At 70.8% G+C, this 22,047-nt stretch carries 19 protein-coding genes and 1 pseudogene; 9 read left to right on the top strand and 11 right to left on the bottom strand.

Going from position 1 to position 22,047, the window contains the following annotated elements; all coding sequences use genetic code 11:
* Positions 1–54 precede the first annotated feature (54 nt).
* Together ACFY1L_RS31110 and ACFY1L_RS31105 are read left to right on the top strand one after the other, a co-directional pair.
* On the top strand, positions 55–492 hold the full coding sequence (locus ACFY1L_RS31110) for a MarR family winged helix-turn-helix transcriptional regulator (protein ID WP_388831451.1): 438 nt from the start codon (positions 55–57) through the stop codon (positions 490–492).
* 245 nt (positions 493–737) lie between these two features.
* Positions 738–1,118 carry an anti-sigma factor antagonist gene (locus tag ACFY1L_RS31105; RefSeq protein WP_388831449.1) on the top strand — a complete coding sequence of 127 codons (381 nt, stop codon included), beginning with the start codon at positions 738–740 and terminating at the stop codon, positions 1,116–1,118.
* Positions 1,119–1,124: 6 nt separating this feature from the next.
* On the opposite strand, the gene tuf is transcribed toward ACFY1L_RS31105, so the two are convergent.
* Both tuf and ACFY1L_RS31095 read right to left on the bottom strand, forming a co-directional pair.
* Positions 1,125–2,318 (bottom strand): elongation factor Tu, encoded by a 1,194-nt coding sequence (gene tuf, locus ACFY1L_RS31100; RefSeq protein WP_388831447.1) that lies wholly within the window; start codon positions 2,316–2,318, stop codon positions 1,125–1,127.
* Between the two features lie 54 nt (positions 2,319–2,372).
* A complete protein-coding gene (locus ACFY1L_RS31095; RefSeq protein ID WP_388831445.1) occupies positions 2,373–3,326 on the bottom strand; it encodes a ribose-phosphate diphosphokinase in 954 nt (317 codons plus the stop codon).
* Positions 3,327–3,524: 198 nt separating this feature from the next.
* Here ACFY1L_RS31095 and otr(A) point away from each other — a divergent pair, with 198 nt between their 5' ends.
* Positions 3,525–5,387, top strand: coding sequence for a tetracycline resistance ribosomal protection protein Otr(A) (gene otr(A), locus ACFY1L_RS31090; protein WP_388831443.1), 1,863 nt, complete (start codon positions 3,525–3,527; stop codon positions 5,385–5,387).
* Here otr(A) and ACFY1L_RS31085 read toward each other — a convergent pair.
* Positions 5,384–7,570 carry a PQQ-binding-like beta-propeller repeat protein gene (locus tag ACFY1L_RS31085; RefSeq protein ID WP_388831441.1) on the bottom strand — a complete coding sequence of 729 codons (2,187 nt, stop codon included), beginning with the start codon at positions 7,568–7,570 and terminating at the stop codon, positions 5,384–5,386. The genes otr(A) and ACFY1L_RS31085 overlap by 4 nt on opposite strands.
* Before the next feature lie 95 nt (positions 7,571–7,665).
* Complete coding sequence (locus ACFY1L_RS31080) at positions 7,666–8,856, bottom strand: cytochrome P450 (protein WP_388831439.1); 1,191 nt, start codon at positions 8,854–8,856, stop codon at positions 7,666–7,668.
* A 144-nt stretch (positions 8,857–9,000) separates the two neighbouring features.
* On the opposite strand from ACFY1L_RS31080, the gene ACFY1L_RS31075 reads away from it, so the two are divergent.
* A complete protein-coding gene (locus ACFY1L_RS31075) occupies positions 9,001–9,663 on the top strand; it encodes a DUF4230 domain-containing protein (RefSeq protein ID WP_388831437.1) in 663 nt (220 codons plus the stop codon).
* Here ACFY1L_RS31075 and ACFY1L_RS31070 read toward each other — a convergent pair.
* Positions 9,664–9,996, bottom strand: a pseudogene (locus ACFY1L_RS31070) (hypothetical protein); the annotation flags it as partial. It abuts the gene before it with no gap.
* An 89-nt stretch (positions 9,997–10,085) separates the two neighbouring features.
* On the opposite strand from ACFY1L_RS31070, the gene ACFY1L_RS31065 reads away from it, so the two are divergent.
* Together ACFY1L_RS31065 and ACFY1L_RS31060 are read left to right on the top strand one after the other, a co-directional pair.
* Positions 10,086–10,736, top strand: coding sequence for a VanZ family protein (locus ACFY1L_RS31065; RefSeq protein ID WP_388831435.1), 651 nt, complete (start codon positions 10,086–10,088; stop codon positions 10,734–10,736).
* A 155-nt stretch (positions 10,737–10,891) separates the two neighbouring features.
* Entirely contained in the window at positions 10,892–12,121 is a 1,230-nt protein-coding gene (locus ACFY1L_RS31060; protein WP_388831433.1) for a ricin-type beta-trefoil lectin domain protein, read from the top strand.
* A 12-nt stretch (positions 12,122–12,133) separates the two neighbouring features.
* Here ACFY1L_RS31060 and ACFY1L_RS31055 read toward each other — a convergent pair whose 3' ends face one another.
* The gene (locus ACFY1L_RS31055) at positions 12,134–12,370 is read right to left on the bottom strand and encodes a hypothetical protein (protein WP_388831431.1); all 237 of its coding nucleotides are present in this window, start codon (positions 12,368–12,370) and stop codon (positions 12,134–12,136) included.
* A gap of 66 nt (positions 12,371–12,436) precedes the next feature.
* Between ACFY1L_RS31055 and ACFY1L_RS31050 the strand changes: the two genes are divergently transcribed.
* Together ACFY1L_RS31050 and ACFY1L_RS31045 are read left to right on the top strand one after the other, a co-directional pair.
* A complete protein-coding gene (locus ACFY1L_RS31050; RefSeq protein WP_388831429.1) occupies positions 12,437–13,495 on the top strand; it encodes a PHP domain-containing protein in 1,059 nt (352 codons plus the stop codon).
* A 293-nt stretch (positions 13,496–13,788) separates the two neighbouring features.
* Entirely contained in the window at positions 13,789–14,754 is a 966-nt protein-coding gene (locus ACFY1L_RS31045; protein ID WP_388831427.1) for an SDR family NAD(P)-dependent oxidoreductase, read from the top strand.
* A gap of 4 nt (positions 14,755–14,758) precedes the next feature.
* On the opposite strand, the gene ACFY1L_RS31040 is transcribed toward ACFY1L_RS31045, so the two are convergent.
* Together ACFY1L_RS31040 and ACFY1L_RS31035 are read right to left on the bottom strand one after the other, a co-directional pair.
* Complete coding sequence (locus ACFY1L_RS31040) at positions 14,759–15,415, bottom strand: M15 family metallopeptidase (RefSeq protein WP_388831425.1); 657 nt, start codon at positions 15,413–15,415, stop codon at positions 14,759–14,761.
* A gap of 45 nt (positions 15,416–15,460) precedes the next feature.
* Complete coding sequence (locus ACFY1L_RS31035) at positions 15,461–15,751, bottom strand: alpha/beta fold hydrolase (RefSeq protein ID WP_388831423.1); 291 nt, start codon at positions 15,749–15,751, stop codon at positions 15,461–15,463.
* A gap of 198 nt (positions 15,752–15,949) precedes the next feature.
* Between ACFY1L_RS31035 and ACFY1L_RS31030 the strand changes: the two genes are divergently transcribed.
* Entirely contained in the window at positions 15,950–16,978 is a 1,029-nt protein-coding gene (locus ACFY1L_RS31030) for an SDR family oxidoreductase (protein ID WP_388831422.1), read from the top strand.
* A gap of 6 nt (positions 16,979–16,984) precedes the next feature.
* Here the strand turns inward: ACFY1L_RS31030 and nrfD are convergent, their stop codons facing one another.
* Genes nrfD through fdh form a run of 3 tightly spaced genes read right to left on the bottom strand, consistent with a single transcriptional unit; the run spans position 16,985 to position 22,037 of the window.
* Positions 16,985–17,941: an NrfD/PsrC family molybdoenzyme membrane anchor subunit gene (gene nrfD, locus ACFY1L_RS31025; RefSeq protein WP_388831420.1), complete on the bottom strand. Its 957-nt coding sequence runs from the start codon at positions 17,939–17,941 to the stop codon at positions 16,985–16,987.
* A complete protein-coding gene (locus ACFY1L_RS31020; RefSeq protein ID WP_388831419.1) occupies positions 17,938–18,795 on the bottom strand; it encodes a 4Fe-4S dicluster domain-containing protein in 858 nt (285 codons plus the stop codon). The genes nrfD and ACFY1L_RS31020 overlap by 4 nt, the downstream gene beginning before the upstream one ends.
* Positions 18,792–22,037 carry a formate dehydrogenase gene (gene fdh / locus ACFY1L_RS31015; protein ID WP_388831417.1) on the bottom strand — a complete coding sequence of 1,082 codons (3,246 nt, stop codon included), beginning with the start codon at positions 22,035–22,037 and terminating at the stop codon, positions 18,792–18,794. The genes ACFY1L_RS31020 and fdh overlap by 4 nt, the downstream gene beginning before the upstream one ends.
* Positions 22,038–22,047: the final 10 nt, after the last annotated feature.

Here is a 22,047-nt window from a genome sequence, read left to right as displayed (position 1 = left end):
TGGTTCGCAGTTTCATTACAGACAGGTTTCCTGTCAATGCTCTACGCTGGATTCATGCTGGACTCCCAGGCGACCAAGACATCTCCGTCCCTGCTGTACATGGTGAAGCAGGTGGAGCTGGTGGTGCGATCCCACCTGGACGAGCTGGTCAAGCCGTCCGGGATCACCGCCCTGCAGTACACCGCGCTCACCGTGCTGGAGCGCCACGACGGGCTGTCGGCCGCCCAGCTGGCCCGCGACTCGTTCGTCACCGCCCAGTCCATCGCGGATCTCGTACGGTCGCTGGAGAACCGCGGGCTGGTGCGCCGGGAGCGCAATCCGAACAGCCGCCGGGAGCTGCTGATCCTGCTCACCGACGCCGGCCGCGAGCTCCTCGAGCAGCACGCGGGGCCCGTGCGGGAGCTGGAGGAGCGGATGGTCGGCGACCTCACGGCGCACCAGACCGAGCAGTTCCGCCAGGCACTCTCCAAGGCCTGGCACGCCCTGTCGTAGTCCCGCCGCGCCACCGCACCGTGAGAACTCCTCAGGGAGCTCTGTCGGAATTCAAAGACATATGTCAATCGAACATGCTCAAATTCACTCCATCGAGGGTAACTTGCAGGGCGGGGAACGGTTTTGCGCTCACTCGGGGCCCCGGGGGCACTCCTGCGCTCGTACGCTCGCTGCACGATGTCACCCCGGCCCCCGGTGACCTGCAATCCCGCCGCGGACGGAGCCGGTTGGAGGGGGATGTCGTCGTGCAGCAGGAACCCGCGCCGCTGACCCGGCACCTGCGCGTCCGGCGGGACAGGGGCCATACGGTGCTGGAGTTCCGGGGCGAGATCGACATCGCCGCGGCTGTGGAGATCGCCCCGTATCTGGACCGGGTGACGGCGCATCCCGACGCCCGGCTGGTGATCGACCTCAGGCACGTCGAGTTCTTCGACTGCTCCGGGCTGCGCCTGCTGTACCGGGCGCGCAGCCGGGTGCTCGACCAGGACGGGGAGCTGCGCCTGGTGTGCACGCACCCGCTGACCCTGCGCATCATGCGGGTCACCGGGCTGTCCCGGCTGCTGCCTCCGCATCCGACGCTGGACGCGGCCCTGGGCCAGCCCGAGGCCACGTCCGGGTCGTTCTGAGCACCGCTACTTGAGGATCTTCGTCACCTGTCCCGCGCCGACCGTCCGGCCGCCCTCGCGGATGGCGAACTTCAGGCCCTCCTCCATGGCGATGGGCTGGATCAGCACGACGTGGATGCTGGTGTTGTCGCCCGGCATGACCATCTCGGTGCCCTTGGGCAGCGTCACCACGCCCGTCACATCCGTGGTGCGGAAGTAGAACTGCGGGCGGTAGTTGTCGAAGAACGGGGTGTGCCGGCCGCCCTCGTCCTTGGACAGGATGTACGCCTGCCCCTCGAACTCGGTGTGCGGGGTGACCGTGCCGGGCTTGATGACGACCTGCCCGCGCTCCACGTCCTCGCGCTTGATGCCGCGCAGCAGCAGTCCGACGTTCTCGCCGGCCCGGCCCTCGTCGAGCAGCTTGCGGAACATCTCGATGCCGGTGACGGTCGTCTTGGTCTTCTGTTCGTGGATGCCGATGATCTCGACCTCGTGGTTGACGTGCAGCACCCCGCGCTCGATCCGGCCGGTGACGACGGTGCCGCGGCCGGTGATGGTGAAGACGTCCTCGATCGGCATCAGGAACGGCTTGTCCACGTCGCGCTGCGGTTCCGGGACCGCCGTGTCGACCGCCTCGAGGAGGTCGAGGACCGACTGGGACCACTGCGGGTCGCCTTCGAGGGCCTTGAGCGCGGAGACCTTGACGACCGGGACGTCGTCGCCGGGGAACTCGTACTCGGTCAGCAGCTCGCGCACTTCCAGCTCGACGAGCTCCAGGATCTCCTCGTCGTCCACCATGTCCGTCTTGTTGAGGGCGACGACGATGTACGGCACGCCCACCTGCCGGGCCAGCAGCACATGCTCCTTGGTCTGCGGCATGGGTCCGTCCGTGGCCGCGACGACCAGGATCGCGCCGTCCATCTGGGCCGCGCCCGTGATCATGTTCTTGATGTAGTCCGCGTGCCCGGGGCAGTCGACGTGCGCGTAGTGCCGGCGCTCGGTCTGGTACTCGACGTGGGCGATCGAGATCGTGATGCCGCGTTGCCGCTCCTCGGGCGCCTTGTCGATCTGGTCGAAGGGCGTGTACGGGTTCAGGTCGGGAAACCTGTCGTGCAGCACCTTCGTGATGGCCGCCGTGAGCGTCGTCTTGCCGTGGTCGATGTGACCGATGGTCCCGATGTTCACGTGCGGCTTGGTCCGCTCGAACTTCGCCTTCGCCACTGCAACCCCTCCTGAGCATCTCGTGATGCCGAGCGTTGCTCCGCTACGTCATGTCTATTCGCTTCGCGGCGCGTCGAACAGGGCGCTGACGGACTCGCCGTTGTGAATGCGGCGTACGGCCTCGGCGAGCGCAGGTGCGACGGTCAGTATCCGCAGTTTCCCGGTGCGCTCCTCCTCCAGGACCGGCACGGTGTTGGTGCAGACGATCTCCAGTACGTCCGGCTGCTCGCCGATCCGCTTGAGCGCACCGTCCGCGAACAGGCCGTGCGTGCAGGCGACCCGGATCGAGCGCGGCCCCAGCTCCCGCAGCCGCTGGAGGAGTTCGAGGACAGTGCTGCCCTTGGCGATCTCGTCGTCCAGGATGATCACGTCCCGGTCCGTGACCTCGCCGATGACCGAGCTGATGGCGACCTTGTCGTCCGCGAAGCGCTGCTTGGCGCCGGCGGCGACCTGGGCGCCGATCATCCGGGCGAACGCGGCCGCCTCCTTGGCGTTGCCCAGGTCCGGCGAGACGACGGTGGTACGGGAGAGGTCGTACTGGCGGAAGTGCGCGGCCAGTTCGCGCAGTGCGTGCAGGTGGTCGACCGGTACCGAGAAGAAGCCGTGCACCTGCGGCGAGTGCAGCGTCATCGCCAGCACACGGCTCGCACCCGCGGCCACCAGCAGGTCCGCGACCAGCCGCCCGCCGAGGGAGATGCGGGGCGCGTCCTTCTTGTCGGAGCGGGCGTAGGAGTAGTGCGGCATCACCACGCTGATCCGCGCAGCCGACGCCCCGCGCGCCGCGTCGCACATCAGCAGCAGCTCGACCAGGTTCTCCTGGACCGGCTTGACCAGCGGCTGGATCAGGAAGACGTCCCGCTCGCGGCAGTTGGCCTGCAGCTGCACCTCCAGACAGTCGTTGGCGAACCGGCTGACCCGGGTGGGGCTGAGCGGTACGCCGAGATGCGCACAGACCTCCGCCGCCAGGTCGGGATGGGCACTGCCGCTGAACACGGAGATGTCTCGCACGAACCGCTCCTTGCATGATCATGACCGGGGGTCGGCCTCATGCTACGGGCCGCGAAAATTCGGTTGCGGTGCGCCACCGTCCGCACGCCATCATGGCGGTGCCCGTGCTCCCTCACGTCAGGATCCCTCGCATGCGCCGACTCCTCGGAATCAACCAGCGCCCCTACTGGCCCACGGTTCTCGAGGACTCGACCCCGCATGCACACCCTGAACATCGGAATTCTGGCCCACGTCGACGCCGGTAAGACCAGCCTCACCGAGCGGCTGCTGTTCGACCACGGAGCGATCGACCGGCTCGGCAGCGTCGACGGCGGCGACACCCGTACGGACGACGGCGAGATCGAGCGGCAGCGCGGCATCACCATCCGCTCCGCCGTGGCCGCGCTCACCGTCGGCGACACCCAGATCAACCTCATCGACACCCCCGGCCACTCCGACTTCATCGCCGAGGTGGAGCGCGCCCTGGAGGTCCTCGACGGCGCGGTGCTGCTGCTGTCCGCCGTGGAGGGCGTACAGGCCCAGACGAGGGTGCTGATGCGGACCCTGCGCCGGCTCCGGCTGCCCACGCTGGTCTTCGTCAACAAGGTCGACCGTGCGGGGGCCCGCTCCGACGGCCTGCTCGCCGACATCCGGCGCCGTCTGACGCCGTACGTCGCACCCCTCACGGATGTGACGGACATCGGCACCGCCGACGCCCGCGTGACGCCCCGCCCGCCCGGGGACCCGCGGCTGGCCGAGGCCCTCGCGGAGGTCGACCCGGAGATCCTCGCGGCGGTCGTGGACGGCCCCGAGCCCACGCCGGACGACCTGCGCAAGGCCCTGGCGGCACGGACCGCCGACGGCTCGTTCCACCCCGTCTTCTTCGGCTCGGCCCTCGGCGGACAGGGCGTCGCCGAGCTCGTCGAGGGCGTCATCGGGCTGATCCCGCCGGCCCCGGCGGCCGAGGGCACGGGCCCGCGCGGCACGGTGTTCGCCGTACGGCCCGGACCCGGCGGCGAGCGCACGGCGTATCTCCGTCTGTACGAGGGCGAGGTGACGTCCCGTCAGCGGCTGACGTTCGTGCGGCGCGAGGCCGACGGCCGCACCACACAGGTCGCCGGGCGCGCGAACCGCCTCGAGGTGATCGGCCGCGAAGGGCCGCTCACCGCCGGGAACATCGCGGCGCTCACCGGCGTCGGCGGCGTCCGCGTCGGCGACCGCCTCGGCCAACTCACCGACCGCACCCAACAGTTCGCGCCGCCGACGCTGGAGACGCTGGCCCGGGCCCACCGCCCCGAGCAGGCGGCGTCCCTGCGCACGGCCCTGCTCTCCCTCGCCGACCAGGACCCGTTGATCCACGCCCGGCCGGCGGCCGACGGCGCGACCGCGCTGCTCCTGTACGGAGAGGTCCAGATGGAGGTGCTCGCGGCGACGCTCGCGCAGGACTTCGGCGTCGAGGCCGAGTTCGAGCCGGGCCGGGTGCGGTTCCTGGAGCGTCCGCGGGGCATCGGTGAGGCGTCCCGGGAGATGCCGTGGCACCTGGGCACCCGCTACTGGGCGACGATCGGACTGCGCGTCGAACCGGGCCCGCGCGGCTCGGGCGGTGTCTTCACATACGAGACCGAACTCGGCGCCCTCCCCCGCGCCTTCCACCAGGCGATCGAGGACACCGTGCACACCGGCATGCTCAGCGGACTGTCCGGTGCGCCCGTGACGGACTACCGGGTCACGCTGACCCGGTCCGGCTACTGCGCCCCGATCAGCACCGCCGCCGACTTCCGGGGGCTCACCCCGATCGTGCTGCGGACGGCTTTGGAGCGGGCGCGGACCCTGCTGTACGAGCCGTACCACGCGTTCGAAACGGAGATCCCGCTCGACGCCCTCGCCCCGGTGACGGCCCAACTCGCCTCGTGCGGCGCGGAGTTCACGGGCACAACGGGCGGCTCGGCGACTTGGCTGATCACCGGCGAGCTACCGGCCCGCCGGGTGCGCGAGATCGAGCTGCGGCTGCCGGGGCTCACTCACGGGGAGGGCGTGTGGTGGTCACGGCCGTCGGGCGACCGTGAACTCAAGCCGCACTAGCCGGCGTCGGCGCGGTCCGGGCGCACGGAGAAGGCCTTGTCGCCCGCCGCGGCCACGATCGCGTCCTTGACGAGGAGCAGGCTCGGGATCGTCTCCTCGGCCGCGTTCCCCGGATCGTCCAGCTTGTCCGTGGTCCACCGCACCGCGCCGGTCCCGCGGTCGAGGGCGAGAAGGCGGCCGTAGCGGTTGACGAGGTAGAGCGCGCCGTACTTCTTCGAGCGCACCGGCTCCGACAGGTTCTCCACCTGGGTGCCGCGCTGCCACAGTCGCTTGCCGTCGCTCACGCGCAGCGCGGTGACCGTGCCGTCGGGGCGGACGAAGTACACCACCCCGTCGATCACGGTGCCCGTGCCGCGCGGGGTGCCCGACAGCGGGATCCGGATGACGGCGCCGCTCGTCGGGTTCACCCGGAGCAGGGCCTTGTACGGCTCGTCGCGGCCGTCGTTCGACTCGCTCTCCGTGCTCGACCGCACCGCGAACACCGGCTGCCCGCCCACGGCGGCGAGCGGCTCCGCGGCCAGTGGCAGGGAGGCGAGCTCGTGCGCCGTGCCGTCGGCAGGGTCGAGGCGCAGGAGGCTTGCCTGGCCTTTGTAGGGGTCGTTCGCGTCGGTGCACACGCCGTAGGGAGCACCACCGAGGACCATCGGGGCGCAGCCGGTGCCCGCCGAGGCCTTGGCCGGGGTGCGCCACAGGTTCTTGCCGGTCTTCAGGTCGAGCGCGACGAACTCGTTGCCCTTGTCCGACATGGCGAGGGCTCCGCCCTGGAACAGGGCGGCGGGATGGCCCGCTGAGATCATGCGGGTCCACGCCGGTTTGCCGTTGTCGGCGTCGAGAGCGATCAGCCGTATGGCCGAGTACACCTCGTTCTCGTCCGGCACCTCGGTCGTGTACACGAGACCGTTCCGGATGCCGAGGGGCCGGTCGGCGGCCGCCGTGTTGCCGCCGTACCGCCAGGCGACACGGCCCGAGGCGGCGTCGATCCGGGCGACCGTGAAGCCGGTCGTGCCCGCGCAGTACACCGCGGATCCGCCGGACAGACAGCCGGAGTCGGCGCTGTCCACGTTGACGACCACGCTCTCGGACTTCACGGCCCGGGTGAGTTTCGTTTCCCAGGGCTGCCAGCCCGCAGGGAGCGCCGGGGAAGGGGAGTTGGAAGCGGCGGGTGTGTTCTCGGCGGGCTTCGGGGTCGACATCACGGCGTACGTCGAAACGGACACCGCGGTGACCGCCAGGGCCGCACCGAGGACGACGCGGCGGCGCATCCGGCGTCGGCGGCCGTCGGGTCGGGGCACAGCTGTCGTGTCACCGGACCTCCGGTGTTTCGGGAGGGCCGGCGGGCCGGGGACGGCGACATCCGGGAGGGTCCTGAACAGATCGTGCAGTTCGGCGAGTTGGGGCCGGGCGGCCGGGTCCTTGTCCAGACAGCGTTCGACGATGCTGCGCAGGGGGTCAGCGGTGCCGTGCAGCGTCGGCGGCTCGTACATCACCTGATAGCCGGTCGTGTACGGGCTGCCGCCGTCGAAGGGACGGTTGCCGGTGGCGGCGTACACCAGCAGGGAGCCCAGCGAGAAGACGTCCGAGGCCGCGGTCACGTCCCGGGGCGAGGCGAACTGCTCCGGCGACATGAAGGGCGGGGTGCCGATCAGCCGCCCGGTCACCGTCAGGGTCTGGTTGTCGGCGGCCCGCGAGATGCCGAAGTCGATGACGCGCGGCCCGTCCTCGGCGATCAGGACGTTGCTGGGCTTCAGGTCCCGGTGCACGACACCCGCCTGGTGGATGTCCCGCAACGCCTCGACGAGGCCCAGGGCGAGGACGCGCAACTCACGCCCGCCCAGCGGGCCTTCCTTGGCAACGATGTCCGACAGGGTTCGCCCCGGTACGTACAAGGTCGCCATCCACGGCACCTCGGCGTCCGGGTCGGCGTCCACGACGGGGGCGGTGTAGGCCCCGCTCACCCGGCGGGCCGCCGCCACCTCATGGCGGAACCGGGCCCGGAACTCCTCGTCCAGGGCGTACTGCGCGTGCACGACCTTCACCGCGACCTGGCGGCCCGAGGCCGCGCGGCCCAGGTAGACGATGCCCATGCCGCCGCTGCCGAGCCGGTCGACGAGTTCGTAGCCGCCTATGGAGCCCATGGATCCCATGGAGCCGATGGAGTCCGATCCCCCGGTGCTCGTCGGCATCGCCGGTCGCCCTCCCCGAAATCCCCTGTGTCACACGTTTGTTCAGGGGGATCAGAGTAGTGCCTGCACTACGGGCGGATCACAGGACCCTTCGCTCACCAGGACACCGGCAGCCACCGTGGACTCCGCGTCATCTGGCCCTCCCGCCACTCGATCGTCTCGGGTGTGAACTCGGCGCGCAGGTCCGGGAAGCGGGCGGTGAGGCGGTTAAGGGCGAGGGCGAGTTCCAGGCGGGCGAGCCAGGCGCCGAGGCAGTGGTGGGGGCCGGCGCCGAAGATCACGCTGGGTGAGGTGAGCGGGGTGAAGAGCTCGGGTGGGCCGGGCGGGAACACGTCGGGGTCGCGGCTCGCGGAGTTGGTCTGGACGGCTACCACGCCGCCCGCCGGGATGGTCACGCCGCCGACCTCGGTGTCCTCGACGGCGCGGCGGATCAGGCCGGGCAGCACGCGCCCCTCGCTGAGCGGGACGGCGCGCAGCAGCTGTTCGGCCGCGACGGCCGCCGCCTCCTCGTCCTCGGCGAGGTCCGGCCAGGCGTCCTGCCGGTCGGTGAGGAGGTAGACGACGATGTTGCCGAGCGCCGTCATGGTGGTCTCGTGCCCGGCGACCACCAGCCCGCACACCAGGGTCACCAGCTGCCGTTCCTCGATGCCCAGGTTGTCGCCCGCCGCCACCAGGCCGCTGACCAGGTCGTCGCCGGGCGACTTGCGCCGCTGGGCGATCAGGTCGGCGGCGAAGGCGCCGAACTCGAGCATGGCCGCGACGACTTGTTCCCGGGTGTGCGCGCCGCCCGAGAGGGCGTGGTCGGCCCAGTGGCGGATGCGTTCGCGGTCCACGTGGTCGAGTCCCATGAGCCGGGAGATGACGGAGACGGGCAGGGGGCGGGTGAATCCCTCGATGATGTCCGCGGGTTGCTCCCGCGCCGCGAAGTCGTCGAGGAGTGTCTCGACGACCGAGGCCACCCAGGGGCGCCAGCGGGCGATCGCGCGGGGCGTGAACGCCCGCTGCACGGTGCCGCGCAGCCGCTGGTGGGCCTCGCCGTCCTGGTTGAGGAGCCCGTTCGGATCGTCGAGCAGGTTCGGTACGACGAGCAGCGGCGGGGCGCCGGGGGTGTGCAGGGAACTCCTGTTGAAGCGGGGGTCCATGAGCACCTGACGTACGTCGGCGTACCGCGTCACGAGCCACACCGGGGTGCCCGTGGCGAGGGTGCCCGGGCGGGGCGGCCCGGACTCGGGGACGTCGATGCGGTGCATGGGGCAGAGGGGCCGGGGCGTGCTGTCTGTACTCATCCGGGACTCCAGGCGCGCCGGTACGGACGGTTCTCCACGCTAGTGCGCCCTCCCTGCTTCCGTCAGGGGCGCCAATCGGCCAACGCGGCGGTCTGCCAAGGGGTTTGGGGGGCATTCGGAACAGTAGGAAGGAGGGCCGTCGCCATGACGACTCCCATCAGGCGCATGTCCAGGCGCATGCCCGGCTGGGCGAAGGCGGTGAGCGCCGTCGTGCTGGTGCTCGTGGTGTTCTTCGCCGGGATCCGGCTGAGTGTGCTCCCTGGCCTCAAGGACCTGTTCGGCACCGAAACGCACGACCGCTCGGGACCCGCACTGCTCCAGTCCATCCAGGACATGAGCCGTTACGACGCCGCCTCCGGCAACTTCCAGGTCGTCGTCGACCTGGAAAAGGACACCAAGTACCTGCCCGACGCGATCCGCGGCTCCCGCACGCTGTACATCGGTGCGGGCACCGTCGACGCGTATGTCGACCTCGGCAAGGTCGGCAAGGACGACGTGACGGTCAACGACGACCGCACGTCCGCGACGCTCCGGCTGCCGCATGCGGCACTCGGCAAGCCGGCGCTCGACCCCGACCGCTCCTACGCCGTCTCCAAGCAGCGCGGTCTCCTGGACCGCCTCGGCGACCTCTTCTCGGACAACCCCAACAGCGAGCAGGCCGTGCAGAAGCTCGCGGTCAGGCACATCGGCGAGGCCGCCAAGGACAGCGGGCTGACCAAGCGCGCGGAGACCAACACCACCGACATGCTCGACGGCCTGCTGCGGTCCCTCGGCTTCAAGGAGGTACATGTCAGCTACGGCAGCTGATCAGGCACCGAGCACTCCAGGGAGGGCCAGCGCGCCGAGCACTGCGGCGCCGACCAGCACCCAGGCCACGTAGTCCCCGACGTGCCCGGACTGCAGGCGCCGCAGCGGCAGCGCCCAGTCCGGGGCGGCGAGCGGCAGCACTGTCGCCGCGGTCACCGCGCTCGCGGCGACGTACAGCACGGTGAGCGGGCCGCCCACGGCCTCCTCGGTGACGGACTTGCCGAGCGAGGTAGCGAAGGGCGGGACGGCCTTCACGCCGGCGTGGCCCAGGACGTACAGCGCGACCCCGTCGTCGGACTCGGGCTTGAGGACGCCGATGCCGATGAGGACGAGCCACAGCATGGCGGGAGCGAGGCAGCATGGTCGGCCGGACAGCGGGTAACCGCCCTGCAACGCAGGGAAGTTGAAGACTGGAGGACCGAATGGCCCGTGCAGCCTTACGACCACGTTCAGCGTTGCGCCTGCGTACCACCAAGTCCGGCACGTCCGAGAAGAACAAGTCCGGCACGTCCGAGAAGAAGCCGAAGAAGGCCAGGCAGCCGAAGAAGCCCGAGGGCAAGTCGCGGCCGGCCCCTCGTGAGCGGCATGTCCTGCCTTTCCCGATCCGACTGCTGGCGATGCTGTGCGCCTTCGGGTTCATGGTGGCGTTCGCCGTGGTGCTGGCCCGGCTGACGCTGGAGCCCTCCCCCGCGTCGGTCGCGATGGCACACACGAATCTGCATCCGGGCAGCACGCTAAGGGCCTATCTGGATCAGCCGGCACTGCGGGACGCCGTGAAGCAGATCGGCGGCAATGTGCTGCTGGGCGTCCCGTTCGGCATCCTCGTACCGGTGGTCGCGCCGCGGGCCCGCGGGCTGCTGCGGGTGCTGCTGCTGACCGCCGTGGTGATGCTGCTGGTGGAGTTCGCGCAGGGTGCGCTGGTGGAGGGGCGCGCCTTCGACATCGACGACGTCATCCTCAACACGAGCGGCGCGCTGGTCGGTTACGTCCTGCTGGGGCGGCGACTGGGCCGGGCGGTGCACGCGCGGGAGCGGCTCCCGCGGCGGGCGGCGAAGAAGGCGAGGGACGCGTAGCCGGGCCGGCGGTCCGAACCGGCGCCTTCAACTACTGGTCCGTACCAAAGTATTGACGGACCCTTATCTCACTTCTTAAATCAAGAGGCGACGCCTTCACCCCCCACCCCGGCCGACGCGCCCGTGCGCCCGGCCGCCGTACGGAAGGAAGTGCCGTGGCCTCCCCACGACTGCTGCGCAGATGTCTGTTCGCCGCCCTGTCCGCCGTGCTGGTCGCGTCCGCCGCGACCGGTGCGGCGCAGGCGGATCCGCCCCGGGCGAGCGCCGCCGCGGTGGCGTTCTCCGACAACTTCGACGGGCCCGCCGGGGCCGCGGTCGACTCCTCCAAGTGGCAGGTCGAGACCGGCGACAACGTCAACAACCACGAGCGGCAGTACTACACCTCGGGAAACAAGAACGCGGCGCTGGACGGCCAGGGCCATCTGGTGATCACCGCCCGGCGAGAGAATCCGGCCAACTACCAGTGCTGGTACGGCACTTGCCAGTACACCTCGGCGCGGCTGAACACCTCGGGGAAGTTCAACGCCCAGTACGGACACATCGAGGCGCGGATGAAGATCCCGCGCGGGCAGGGCATGTGGCCCGCGTTCTGGATGCTCGGCACGCCGGTCAACTGGCCGGACTCGGGCGAGATCGACGTCATGGAGAACGTCGGTTTCGAGCCGTCGACCGTGCACGGCACCATCCACGGGCCGGGTTATTCGGGTTCGGGCGGAATCGGCGCGGCCTACTCCCTCCCGAATGGCCAGGCCTTCGCGGACGCCTTCCACACCTTCGCCGTCGACTGGGCGCCCGACTCGATCACCTGGTCCGTGGACGGCAACGTCTACCAGCGGCGCACGCCCGCCGACCTGGGCGGGAAGACCTGGGTGTTCAACAAGCCGTTCTTCCTGATCCTCAACCTGGCGGTGGGCGGCTACTGGCCCGGCGACCCGGACGGCTCCACGGTCTTCCCGCAGCAACTGGTGGTGGACTCGGTGTCGGTCACGACCGGTGACACGGCGACCGGAGCGGCGATCAGGGGCCTGGCCGGCAAGTGCGTCGACGTGGCGGGGGCGAACCCCGCCAACGGCACACCCGTACAGCTCTACGACTGCAACGGCACCGCCGCCCAGCAGTGGACCGTCGGCTCCGACGGCTCACTGCGCGCGCTCGGCAAGTGCCTGGACGTGACCGGCAACGGCACCGCGGACGGTTCGACCGCCCAGCTCTGGGACTGCACCGGCGGCCCGAACCAGAAGTGGACGGTCACCGCGGCGCACGACATCGTCAACCCGCAGGCCGACAAGTGCCTCGATGTGACCGGAAACAGCTCGGCCAACGGCACGCGGCTGCAGATCTGGACCTGCACGGGCGGCGCCAACCAGAAGTGGACGGTCGGCTGAGCCGGGTCGGCCTCAGTGCCGCGTCCAGGTGAACTTGTCCCCGCCCACCCAGCGCACCACGTCGGGATCGTCCAGGTCGTGGACCGTGATGCCGAACGCGGCGGCGGCCTCGAGGACGTCGGTGACGGACTTCGCCTCACCGACCATTTCTCCGTCGATCTCCACGATCCGGAAGGGCGGGATGCAGGGCTGGACGCCGAGCACCATGATCCGCGGATTGGAGATGTGCGGGCTCGCGATTTCGGTCATGCAATAGAGCGTAGGACGCATTCGCCCCGTTGGTCCCGGTCACCCGGTGATGTGGAGGAGGTCGCCATGGATCCCCTCGAGGCTCTGGACCGGATCGCCTTCCTGCTGGAGCGGTCGCTGGCGCCGACGTACCGCGTCCGCGCCTTCCGTACGGCCTCCCGCGTCCTGGCGGCGCTGCCCGAGCAGGAGGTGCGCGAGCGGGCGGCCGACGGGTCGCTGGAGGCGCTCAAGGGCGTCGGGCCGAAGACGGCGCAGGTGGTGCGGGAGGCACTCGCGGGGCGGGTGCCCGGGTATCTGGAGACGCTGGAGGGCGAGGCGGCCCAGGCGCCGCAGGTCCGGGGCGGCGAGGAGCTGCGGTCGCTGCTGCGCGGGGACTGTCATCTGCACTCCGACTGGTCCGACGGCGGCAGCCCGATCGACGAAATGGGCCGGGCCGCGGCCGCGCTCGGGCACGAGTGGGCGGTGCTGACCGACCACTCGCCGCGACTGACCGTCGCGCGCGGACTGTCACCCGAGCGGCTGCGGGAACAGCTGGAGGTGGTGGCGGAGCTCAACGCGACATGGGCGCCGTTCCGGCTGCTCACCGGCATCGAGTGCGACATCCTCGACGACGGCTCGCTCGACCAGGAGCCCGAGTTGCTCGAGCGGCTCGATGTCGTGGTGGTGTCCGTGCACTCCAAGCTGCGCATGGACGCCCGCTCGATGACCCGCCGGATGGTGGCCGCCGTACGCGATCCGCATTCCGATGTGCTCGGGCACTGCACCGGGCGGCTGGTGACCGGGCGGGGGCGGCCCGAGTCGGAGTTCGACGCCGACGAGGTGTTCGCCGCGTGTGCCGAGACGGGCACGGCACTGGAGATCAACAGCCGACCGGAGCGGCTGGACCCACCACGGCGGCTGCTGCGCGAGGCGGTGGACGCGGGCGTCCTGTTCTCGATCGACACGGACGCACACGCGCCGGGCCAGCTGGACTGGCAGATCCACGGCTGCGCCCGGGCCGAGGAGTGCGGGGTGCCCGCAGAGCGCGTGGTGACCACCTGGTCCCTGGACGACCTGCTGGCCTGGGCGCAGGACCGGCGGACGCCGGCGGCGCAGAGCCCCTCGGGCACCGGTGACGCAGGGTGATGCACATCACCTGGAAACGGAGCGGGAAAAGGAACACCGGCAAGAGGTTGCCCGTTGAACAACACGTGGGTGCGGATGGGACAGTGTCCCCGGGCCTCACCATTCGCCCACAGGGAAGATCGTTCGGCTGAAGCCCTGTGGAGCCTTTCGCCGAGAGGCGACCGCCATCCGTGCCCACCGCTTGACGAGCCCCGACCGTGATCCCCCGTCCGGTCGGGGCTCTTTACTGCCCGCACCTGCCTGCACATGTCTGCGCTTGACTTCGAGAGCACTCCAATTCGTAGCGTTCCGGTATGAGCACTGGCACTGCACAGCACAAGATCGGATCCGGTTACGGCGCCACGAGCACCGCCGACGACGTCCTGCAGGGCATCGACCTGACCGGCAGGCTCGCCGTTGTCACCGGCGGCTACTCGGGGCTCGGCCTCGAGACCACCCGCGCGCTGACCAAGGCGGGCGCCCGGGTCGTCGTCCCGGCCCGCCGCCGGGCCACCGCCGAGGAGGCGCTGGCCGGGATCGGCGGCGTCGAGGTGGACGAGCTGGACCTCGGCGACCTGGAGAGCGTGCGCGGCTTCGCCGAGCGGTTCCTCGCTTCCGGGCGGACCATCGACTTCATGATCGACAACGCCGGGATCATGGCGTGCCCGGAGACGCGGGTCGGGCCCGGCTGGGAGGCCCAGTTCGCCACGAACCACCTGGGCCACTTCGCCCTGGTCAACCGCCTGTGGCCGGCGATCGCGCCCGGCGGCGCCCGCGTCGTCTCCGTCTCCTCGCGCGCCCACCACTTCTCGGGCATGCGCTGGGACGACGTCCAGTGGACGCACGGCTACGACAAGTGGCAGGCCTACGGGCAGGCAAAGACCGCGAACGTCCTGTTCGCCGTCCACCTCGACCGGCTCGGCCGCGAGTCCGGCGTCCGCGCCTTCTCGCTGCACCCCGGCGGCATCCTCACCCCGCTCCAACGGCACATCCCCAAGGAGGAGATGGTCGAGCGCGGCTGGATCGACGAGGACGGCAACATCCTCAACCCCGAGGGCTTCAAGACCCCGCCGCAGGGCGCGGCCACCCAGGTGTGGGCGGCGACCTCCCCGCACCTGGACGGCCTCGGCGGTGTCTACCTGGAGGACTGCGACATCGCCGAGCAGGCCGTGGAGGGCGAGATCAGCGGCGTCAAGGACTGGGCCATCGATCCCGAACAGGCCGCGCGCCTCTGGGAGTTGTCGGCGGAACTGACGGGCGTGAACGCCTTCGCCGCATAACCGCTCAGGAGCTCTCCAGCTCCCTGGGCCCGTACAGGGCGGCGGGTGCGCCGACCGCCAGGGCCCAGTAGCGGTCGCCGTACGACCAATGCCACCACTCGGTGGGGTAGTTGACGAGTCCGGCTGCCATCAGTGCGCTGCCGAGCAGGGCACGGTTGGCGCGAGCCTCGTCCGTGATGTTCGCGGCGTCCGTGTAGCAGGCGCCGTCGCTCCGCTCGGGGCTGGCGTTCATGGCCGTGCCCAGGTCGAGTTCGCGGCCGTCGGCGTCGACGAGGGTCAGGTCGACCGCCGCGCCCGCGCTGTGCGGGGCGATCTCGGGCGGGGAGACGTAGCGGCTGGCGGCGGTGCGGATGCGGTCCGCCGACCAGTCGGGGTGGGCGGACCGCAGTTCGTCGGCGTACCGCTCGAAGTAGTGACGCTGGAGGGCCGGCGGCCGGTATCCCTCCACGAACAGCAGGCCCAGGCCGTCGGGCAGCAGGGCCTGCGCGGCGAGAAGGCGGTCGAGGACGCCCCGGCGCAGGTGGATCTCGGCACCGTGCGAGTCCTTGTGCTTGCGGTCGTCGACCAGAAGCAACTCTCGTACGTCGACGAGGGGTTCGCCGTTCTCCACCACGGGTACGGCGGCGACCCGGGGGTCGGACATCAGGATGAGCTCGCTCATGCCTTGATCATCCCGCGGGCGTCCGCCCCCGGGGGTCAGCCGGGCTCAGCGAGTCACGAACTCCCGCAGATCCGCGGTGAGTTGCTCGGCATGGGTGACGAACAGACCGTGACCGGCGTTCTCGTAGACCTTGAGCGTGGCGTCGGGTGCGAGTGCGGAGGCGCGCCGGCCGGTCGTCTCCAGGGGTGCCGAGACGTCGTGTGTGCCGTGCAGGACGAGCAACGGCCAGCGGCAGCATCTGGAACTCCCACATCTCGGTGCCGAGGTAGGCGCTGTCGACGAAGACGGCCACGGGTCCGTCGGCCGGTCCGTAGTCGACGTAGTGCAGCTGTGCACCGTCGGCGGGGCTGGCGAAGTACGGCATGGGACGTCCTCCTGCGATCCGGTGGGTAGGTGTGCCCTTCATGGTTCCGGGGACCGATACGGGCGTCGATTACCTCCGAGGTCATGCGGTGGTGGATTGCAGGGCGGCCGCGTGTGTGCGCGTCGACCGGGTACTCGGTCACTCCTCTCCCTTCCCGGAAGGAGTCGACGGTGAGCAGCACAATGGGCAGCAGAATCGTGGTCACGGGGGCCACCGGGAATGTCGGCACCAGTGTGGTGCGCCTCCTCTCGGAGGATGCGCGGGTCGGGTCCGTGCTGGGTCTGGCCCGGCGGATTCCCGACTGGTCGCCGGCCCGGACGGAGTGGGCCGCCGTCGATGTGGCGTCCCAACAGGCGGACCTGGCCAAGGAGTTCGCGGACGCCGATGCGGTCGTCCATCTGGCGTGGGCGTTCCAGCCGACGCATGATCCGGCGGCGACCTGGCGCACGAACGTGCTCGGCGGCATCCGGGTGTTCGAGGCGGTCGCGGCGGCCGGTGTGCCGACGCTGGTGCATGCGTCGTCGGTGGGTGCCTACTCTCCGGGGCCGAAGGATTACGCGGTGGACGAGTCGTGGCCGACGCACGGCTGGCCGGATGCCGCGTACTGCCGGGAGAAGGCGTATCTGGAGCGTGCCCTGGACACCTTCGAGCGCGACCATCCCGAGGTGCGGGTGGTCCGGATGCGGCCCGCCTTCCTCTTCAAGCGCGAGTCGGCCAGCGAGCAGCGCCGGATCTTCGGCGGCCGCTTCCTGCCGGGTCAGCTGGCCCGTCCGGAGCTGCTGCCCTTCCTGCCCGACGTCCACGGTCTGCGGGTACAGGCGCTGCACACCGACGACGCGGCCAGGGCGTACGTGCTCGCGCTCGGCCCCGAGGTCCGCGGCGCCTTCAACCTGGCGGCCGACCCCCCGGTCGACGCGGAGCTGCTCGGCGAGATGCTCGGCACCCGCCCGGTCCGGCTCCCGCGGATCGCGGCGCGCTCGGCGATCGCCGCCGCGTGGGGGCTGCATCTGCTGCCCGCCTCGCCGCATCTGTTCGACGCGGTCCTGCGGCTGCCGTTCATGGACTGCACGCGCGCGCGTACCGAACTGGACTGGCACCCGGAGCACACGTCGACGGAGGTGTTGGAGGAGTTCCTGCAGGGCCTGCAGCACGGCGCGGGGGCGCGAACCGAGCCGATGCGGGGGCGCAAGGTGGGCTGACGGTACCTATTGCGGCTCGTCCGGCTGGTCGAGCCGTTCGCGCTGCGGCACCACCGTGTACCTGGGATCCTCCGCCGAGGCGATGCCCGCCGCGAACACGCCGAAGCGGGTGCAGGCCGAGCCCGCGAGCAGGGCGAGCCCGGAGGCGACCGCGGCCCCGCGCCGGTTGCCGAGGAGCGCGCCGGTGACCGCGCCGCCGACGGTGAGTGCGCGGGCCGCCCGCAGCAGCGCGCCGGCCCGGCCTTCCTGCCAGGTCTCGGCGACCATGCCCAGACGCCGTTCCGCCGCCTTCGTCACCGCCGCGTCGGCCAGTGCCGCCGCTGCGGCTGCACAGCGGGCCGGGGCGTTCTCGTCCGTGGGCCCGACGACGAGGGCCATGCCGGACGCCGCCGCCGTCGCGGACGCGGCGAACAGGTACGGCAGTTCTCGATGTACGCCGTGCCAGGCCGGTACGGCGGTGTCGGCGGCCAGCACGCCGGTGTACGTGGCGACCGCCGGGCCCAGCAGCGCGGCGGCGCCGGTCGCGGCTCCCCCGAGTCGCGGCAGCCGGCCGGTCACGGCACTCGCGGCGGCCGCACCCGCTGCGGGGCCGTAGGCGCCGAGCAGCCACGACCCCATGCTCATGGGCGAGGTCGGTTTGAACACCCGCAGCATGTTCGCGAACCGGCTGGGTTTGCCGAGATCGTGGATCAGGGCGGCGGCCGACAGGGAAACAGCGGCCAGCGAGGACACTTTCAGCGCCGTCGCGGTCGTCGTACGGCCGGTCAGGTGCGCGCCCGCCGCGAGCACCGACCCCGCGCCCGCGAGCCCGCCGAGGAAGAAGTACCCGGCGATGTCGGGGGCGGCCCAGGACGGCGCCTTGATGACCGGGCGGCCGTAGTACGACTCGAACTCGGCCCGGGGAACGACGGGTTGCTCTCCTCGTCGGCGCCGCTTGCGGCCGGCGCGCTCGGTCAGGCTCATCGCCGGCCTCCTCCCGGCTTGCCCTTTCCCGCGACCGCGAAGCAGGCCGCGAGGCCGCCCAGCAGGGACAGGGCCGCCGCGCCCGCGTGTTTCCACATGGTCGGCAGATCCCGGGTGGTGACCACCGGGTCCGGTGGCAGCCCGTACACCTCGGGCTCGTCCAGCAGCAGGAAGAAGGCGCCGTCGCCGCCTACTCCGTCGTCCGGGTCGTGGCCGTAGAGCCGGGCGTCGGTGACTCCGGCCTCGTGCAGTTGGTCGACGCGCAGGGCGGCGCGTTCGCGGAGTTCGTCGAGCGGGCCGAACTGGATGGACTCGGTCGGGCAGGCCTTGGCGCAGGCCGGTTCCTGTCCTGCGCCAAGGCGGTCGTAGCACAGGGTGCACTTGAACGCCCGTCCGTCGTGCGGGCGTTGCTCGATGACGCCGTACGGGCAGGCGGGTACGCAGTAGCCGCAGCCGTTGCAGATGTCTTCCTGGACGACGACCGTGCCGAACTCGGTGCGGAACAGCGAGCCGGTGGGGCAGACGTCGAGGCAGGCGGCGTGGGTGCAGTGCTTGCACACGTCGGAGGACATCAGCCAGCGCAGTTCGCCGTCGCCGTCGACCGCCGTGTCCTGGGCGGTCGACTCGCCCTCGATCAGGGGGAGTTGGGTACGGCCTTCGGGGCGCGGCTGCTCGATGAAGGCGACGTGCCGCCATGTCGAGGCGCCGAGCGCCTGCGTGTTGTCGTAGGACATGCCGGTCAGGGAGAGGCCGTCCTCGGGGATGGCGTTCCACTCCTTGCAGGCCACCTCGCAGGCCTTGCAGCCGATGCAGACGGAGGTGTCGGTGAAGAACCCGACGCGTTCTTCGCTCACTTGCGTGCCTCCGTTCCGGTGGCCGCGGTGATGCCGGCCCGCCTGCGGTACTCGGCGACCAGCCTCGGCAGGTCCGGTCCGCGGGGGCGGCGGCCCGGGCGGATGTCGGCGGTGAGGGCCTTGTCCTCCTGGATGTGGGCGTTGGGGTCGAGGGCGATGGCCATCAGCTCGTTGGCCGCGTCGCCCTTCGCGACGCCGTTGGGGCCCCAGTGGAAGGGCAGGCCGATCTGGTGGACGATGCGGCCCTGCACCCGCAGCGGGCGGATGCGGTCGGTCACGAGCACGCGCGCCTCGACGGCGTTGCGGGCGGTGACGATGGTGGCCCAGCCGCCGTTCGCCAGGCCGCGTTCGCGGGCCAGCGCGGGCGAGACCTCGCAGAAGAACTCCGGTTGCAGTTCGGAGAGATGGGTCGACCAGCGGGTCATGCCGCCCGCGGTGAAGTGCTCGGTCAGGCGGTGTGTGGTGACGACGTACGGGAAGACGTCGGCGCCCTTGTCGTCGCCGCTGGGGTGGTAGCGGTTGCCCTCGCGGGGCAGCAACTGGCGCACCGGGTTGCGCGGGGTGGACGGGTGGAGGGCGTTGGGGAACGGGGAGTCCTGCGGCTCGTAGTGGGTGGGCAGCGGGCCGTCCTCGAGGCCTGCGGGGGTGTAGAGCCAGCCCTTGCCGTCGGCCTGCATGATGAACGGGTCGTCGCCGCGCAGCGCGTCGGGGCCGGTCGCGTCCTCGTCGGGTTCGAAGTCCGGGGCGCGGTCGGGCACGAAGTCCGGGACGTCGCGGCCGGTCCACCTGCCCTCCTCCGCGTCCCACCAGACGTACTTCTTGCGTTCGCTCCAGGGTGTGCCGTCGGGGGCTGCGGAGGCGCGGTTGTAGAGGATGCGGCGGTTGGCGGGCCAGGCCCAGGCCCACTCGGCGGCCACCCAGTCCTGCTCCCACTCGGGCTTCTTGCGGGCCGACTGGTTGACGCCGTCCGCGTAGACGCCGCAGTAGATCCAGCAGCCACAGCGGGTCGATCCGTCGTCCTTGAGTTCGGTGTACGCGCTCAGGGGGCCGCCGTCGGGACCGTGGCCGCTGATCTCGGCGAGCACGGCGTCGGCGACGGGTTCCTCCAGCTCCCCGGTCACCGGGTAGTCCCAGGCCAGGTCGAGGACCGGCCGGTCCATGGGGTCGGTCGAGCCGGCCAGTTTCTCCCGGATGCGGCGGCCCAGGTGGTACATGAACCACAGGTCGCTGCGGGCGTCGCCCTCGGGTTCGACGGCCTGGTGGTGCCACTGCACCCAGCGGTTGGTGTTGGTGAAGGAGCCGGACTTCTCGGTGTGGGCGGCGGCCGGGAAGAAGAACACCTCGGTGCCGATGTCCTCGGTGCGCAGCTCGCCGGTCTCGATCTCGGGGCCGTCCTTCCACCAGGTCGCCGACTCGATGAGGGAGAAGTCCCGTACGACGAGCCAGTCCAGTTCGGCCATACCGAGGCGCTGCAGACGGGTGTTGGCGGAGCCGACGGCCGGGTTCTCGCCGAGCAGGAAGTAGCCCTTGCAGTCACCGTCGAGCTGCGCCATGACCGTGTCGTAGGTGGAGTGGGAGCCGGTGAGGCGTGGGATGTGGTCGAAGCAGAAGTCGTTGTCGGCGGTGGCGGCGTCGCCGTAGTAGGCCTTGAGCAGGCTGACGGCGTAGGCCCGCATGTCGGACCAGAATCCCTTGACCGTGCGGGTCGTCTCGACGAAGTTGTCGAGGTTCATTTCGGCGTGGGCGTGCGGCATGGGGATGTAGCCGGGCAGCAGATTGAACAGCGTGGGGATGTCGCTGGAGCCCTGGATGGAGGCGTGGCCGCGCAGGGCCTGGATGCCGCCGCCGGTGCGGCCGATGTTGCCGAGCAGGAGCTGGAGGATGCTCGCGGCGCGGATGTACTGGGCGCCGGTGGTGTGCTGGGTCCAGCCGACGGCGTAGCAGAAGGCGCTGGTGCGGTCGGGGCCGGAGTTGGTGGTCAGGGCGTCGCAGACCTGCCGGAAGGTCTCGCGCGGGATGCCGCAGACGTCCTCGACCATCTCCGGGGTGTAGCGGGCGTAGTGCCGTTTGAGGATCTGGTAGACGCAGCGCGGGTGTTGGAGGGTCTCGTCCGTGGGCGCGCGGTGTCCGGTGCGGGCGCCGCCCGAGCCGTGGGCCTCGGCGCCGGCGGACTTCCGGGTGCGCTCCTCGTACAACTCGTCGGCCTCACCGGCGGGTTGCTGCACGCTCACGCCCTCGTACTGCCAACTGGCCGGGTCGTAGTGGGCCTTCTCCTCGTCAAGACCGGAGAAGACACCGTCGAGGTCCTCGGTGTCGCGGAAGTCCTCGCTCACCAGGGTGGCGGCGTTGGTGTAGTTGAGGACGTACTCACGGAAGTCCTTCTCCTCGGTGAGGACGTGGTTGATGATCCCGCCGAGGAAGGCGATGTCGGTGCCCGCGCGGATCGGCACGTACAGGTCGGCGAGGGCGCTGGTGCGGTTGAAGCGCGGGTCGACATGGATGATGCGGGCGCCGCGCTTCTTGGCCTCCATCACCCACTGGAAGCCGACCGGGTGGCACTCGGCGAAGTTGGAGCCCTCGATGACGATGCAGTCGGAGTACTGCAGGTCCTGCATGAACGTGGTGGCACCGCCGCGGCCGAAGGAGGTGCCGAGCCCGGCGACGGTGGACGAGTGACACACCCGGGCCTGGTTCTCCACCTGCACCACGCCGAGGCCGGTCAGCAGTTTCTTGATGAGGTAGTTCTCCTCGTTGTCGAGGGTGGCGCCGCCCAGACTGGCGATGCCCATGGTGCGGGCGGTGCGCATCCCGTCGTGCTCCCACTCCCAGGTCTCGCGCCGGGTGCGGATGACCCGGTCGGCGACCATGTCCATGGCCGTGTCGAGGTCGAGGGGCTCCCAGTCGGTGCCGTGCGGGCGTCGGTGGAGGACCCGGTGTTCGCGGGCCGGTCCGGTGGTCAGTTGGAGCGTGGCCGAGCCCTTGGGACACAGCCGCCCGCGGCTGACCGGGGAGGCGGGGTCACCCTCGATCTGGACGACTTTCTCGCCCTCCACATAGACCTGCTGCCCGCAGCCGACCGCACAGTAGGGACAGACGGACTGCACCACGCGGTGGGCACTGTCGGTACGCGGGCGCAGGCTCTCGGTGTACGGGGACTTCGCGGCACTCCCGCGGCCTGTGCGGTCGGTGCCGGTGAGCTGGCGGTAGACGGGCCAGGCGCGGACCCGGTCGCCGATACCCATGGTGGCTCCC

It is taken from the genome of Streptomyces sp. NPDC001663, assembly GCF_042893105.1.
In the GTDB taxonomy this organism is placed as follows: Bacteria; Actinomycetota; Actinomycetes; order Streptomycetales; family Streptomycetaceae; genus Streptomyces.
This window is presented reverse-complemented; position numbering and strand designations above follow the sequence as displayed.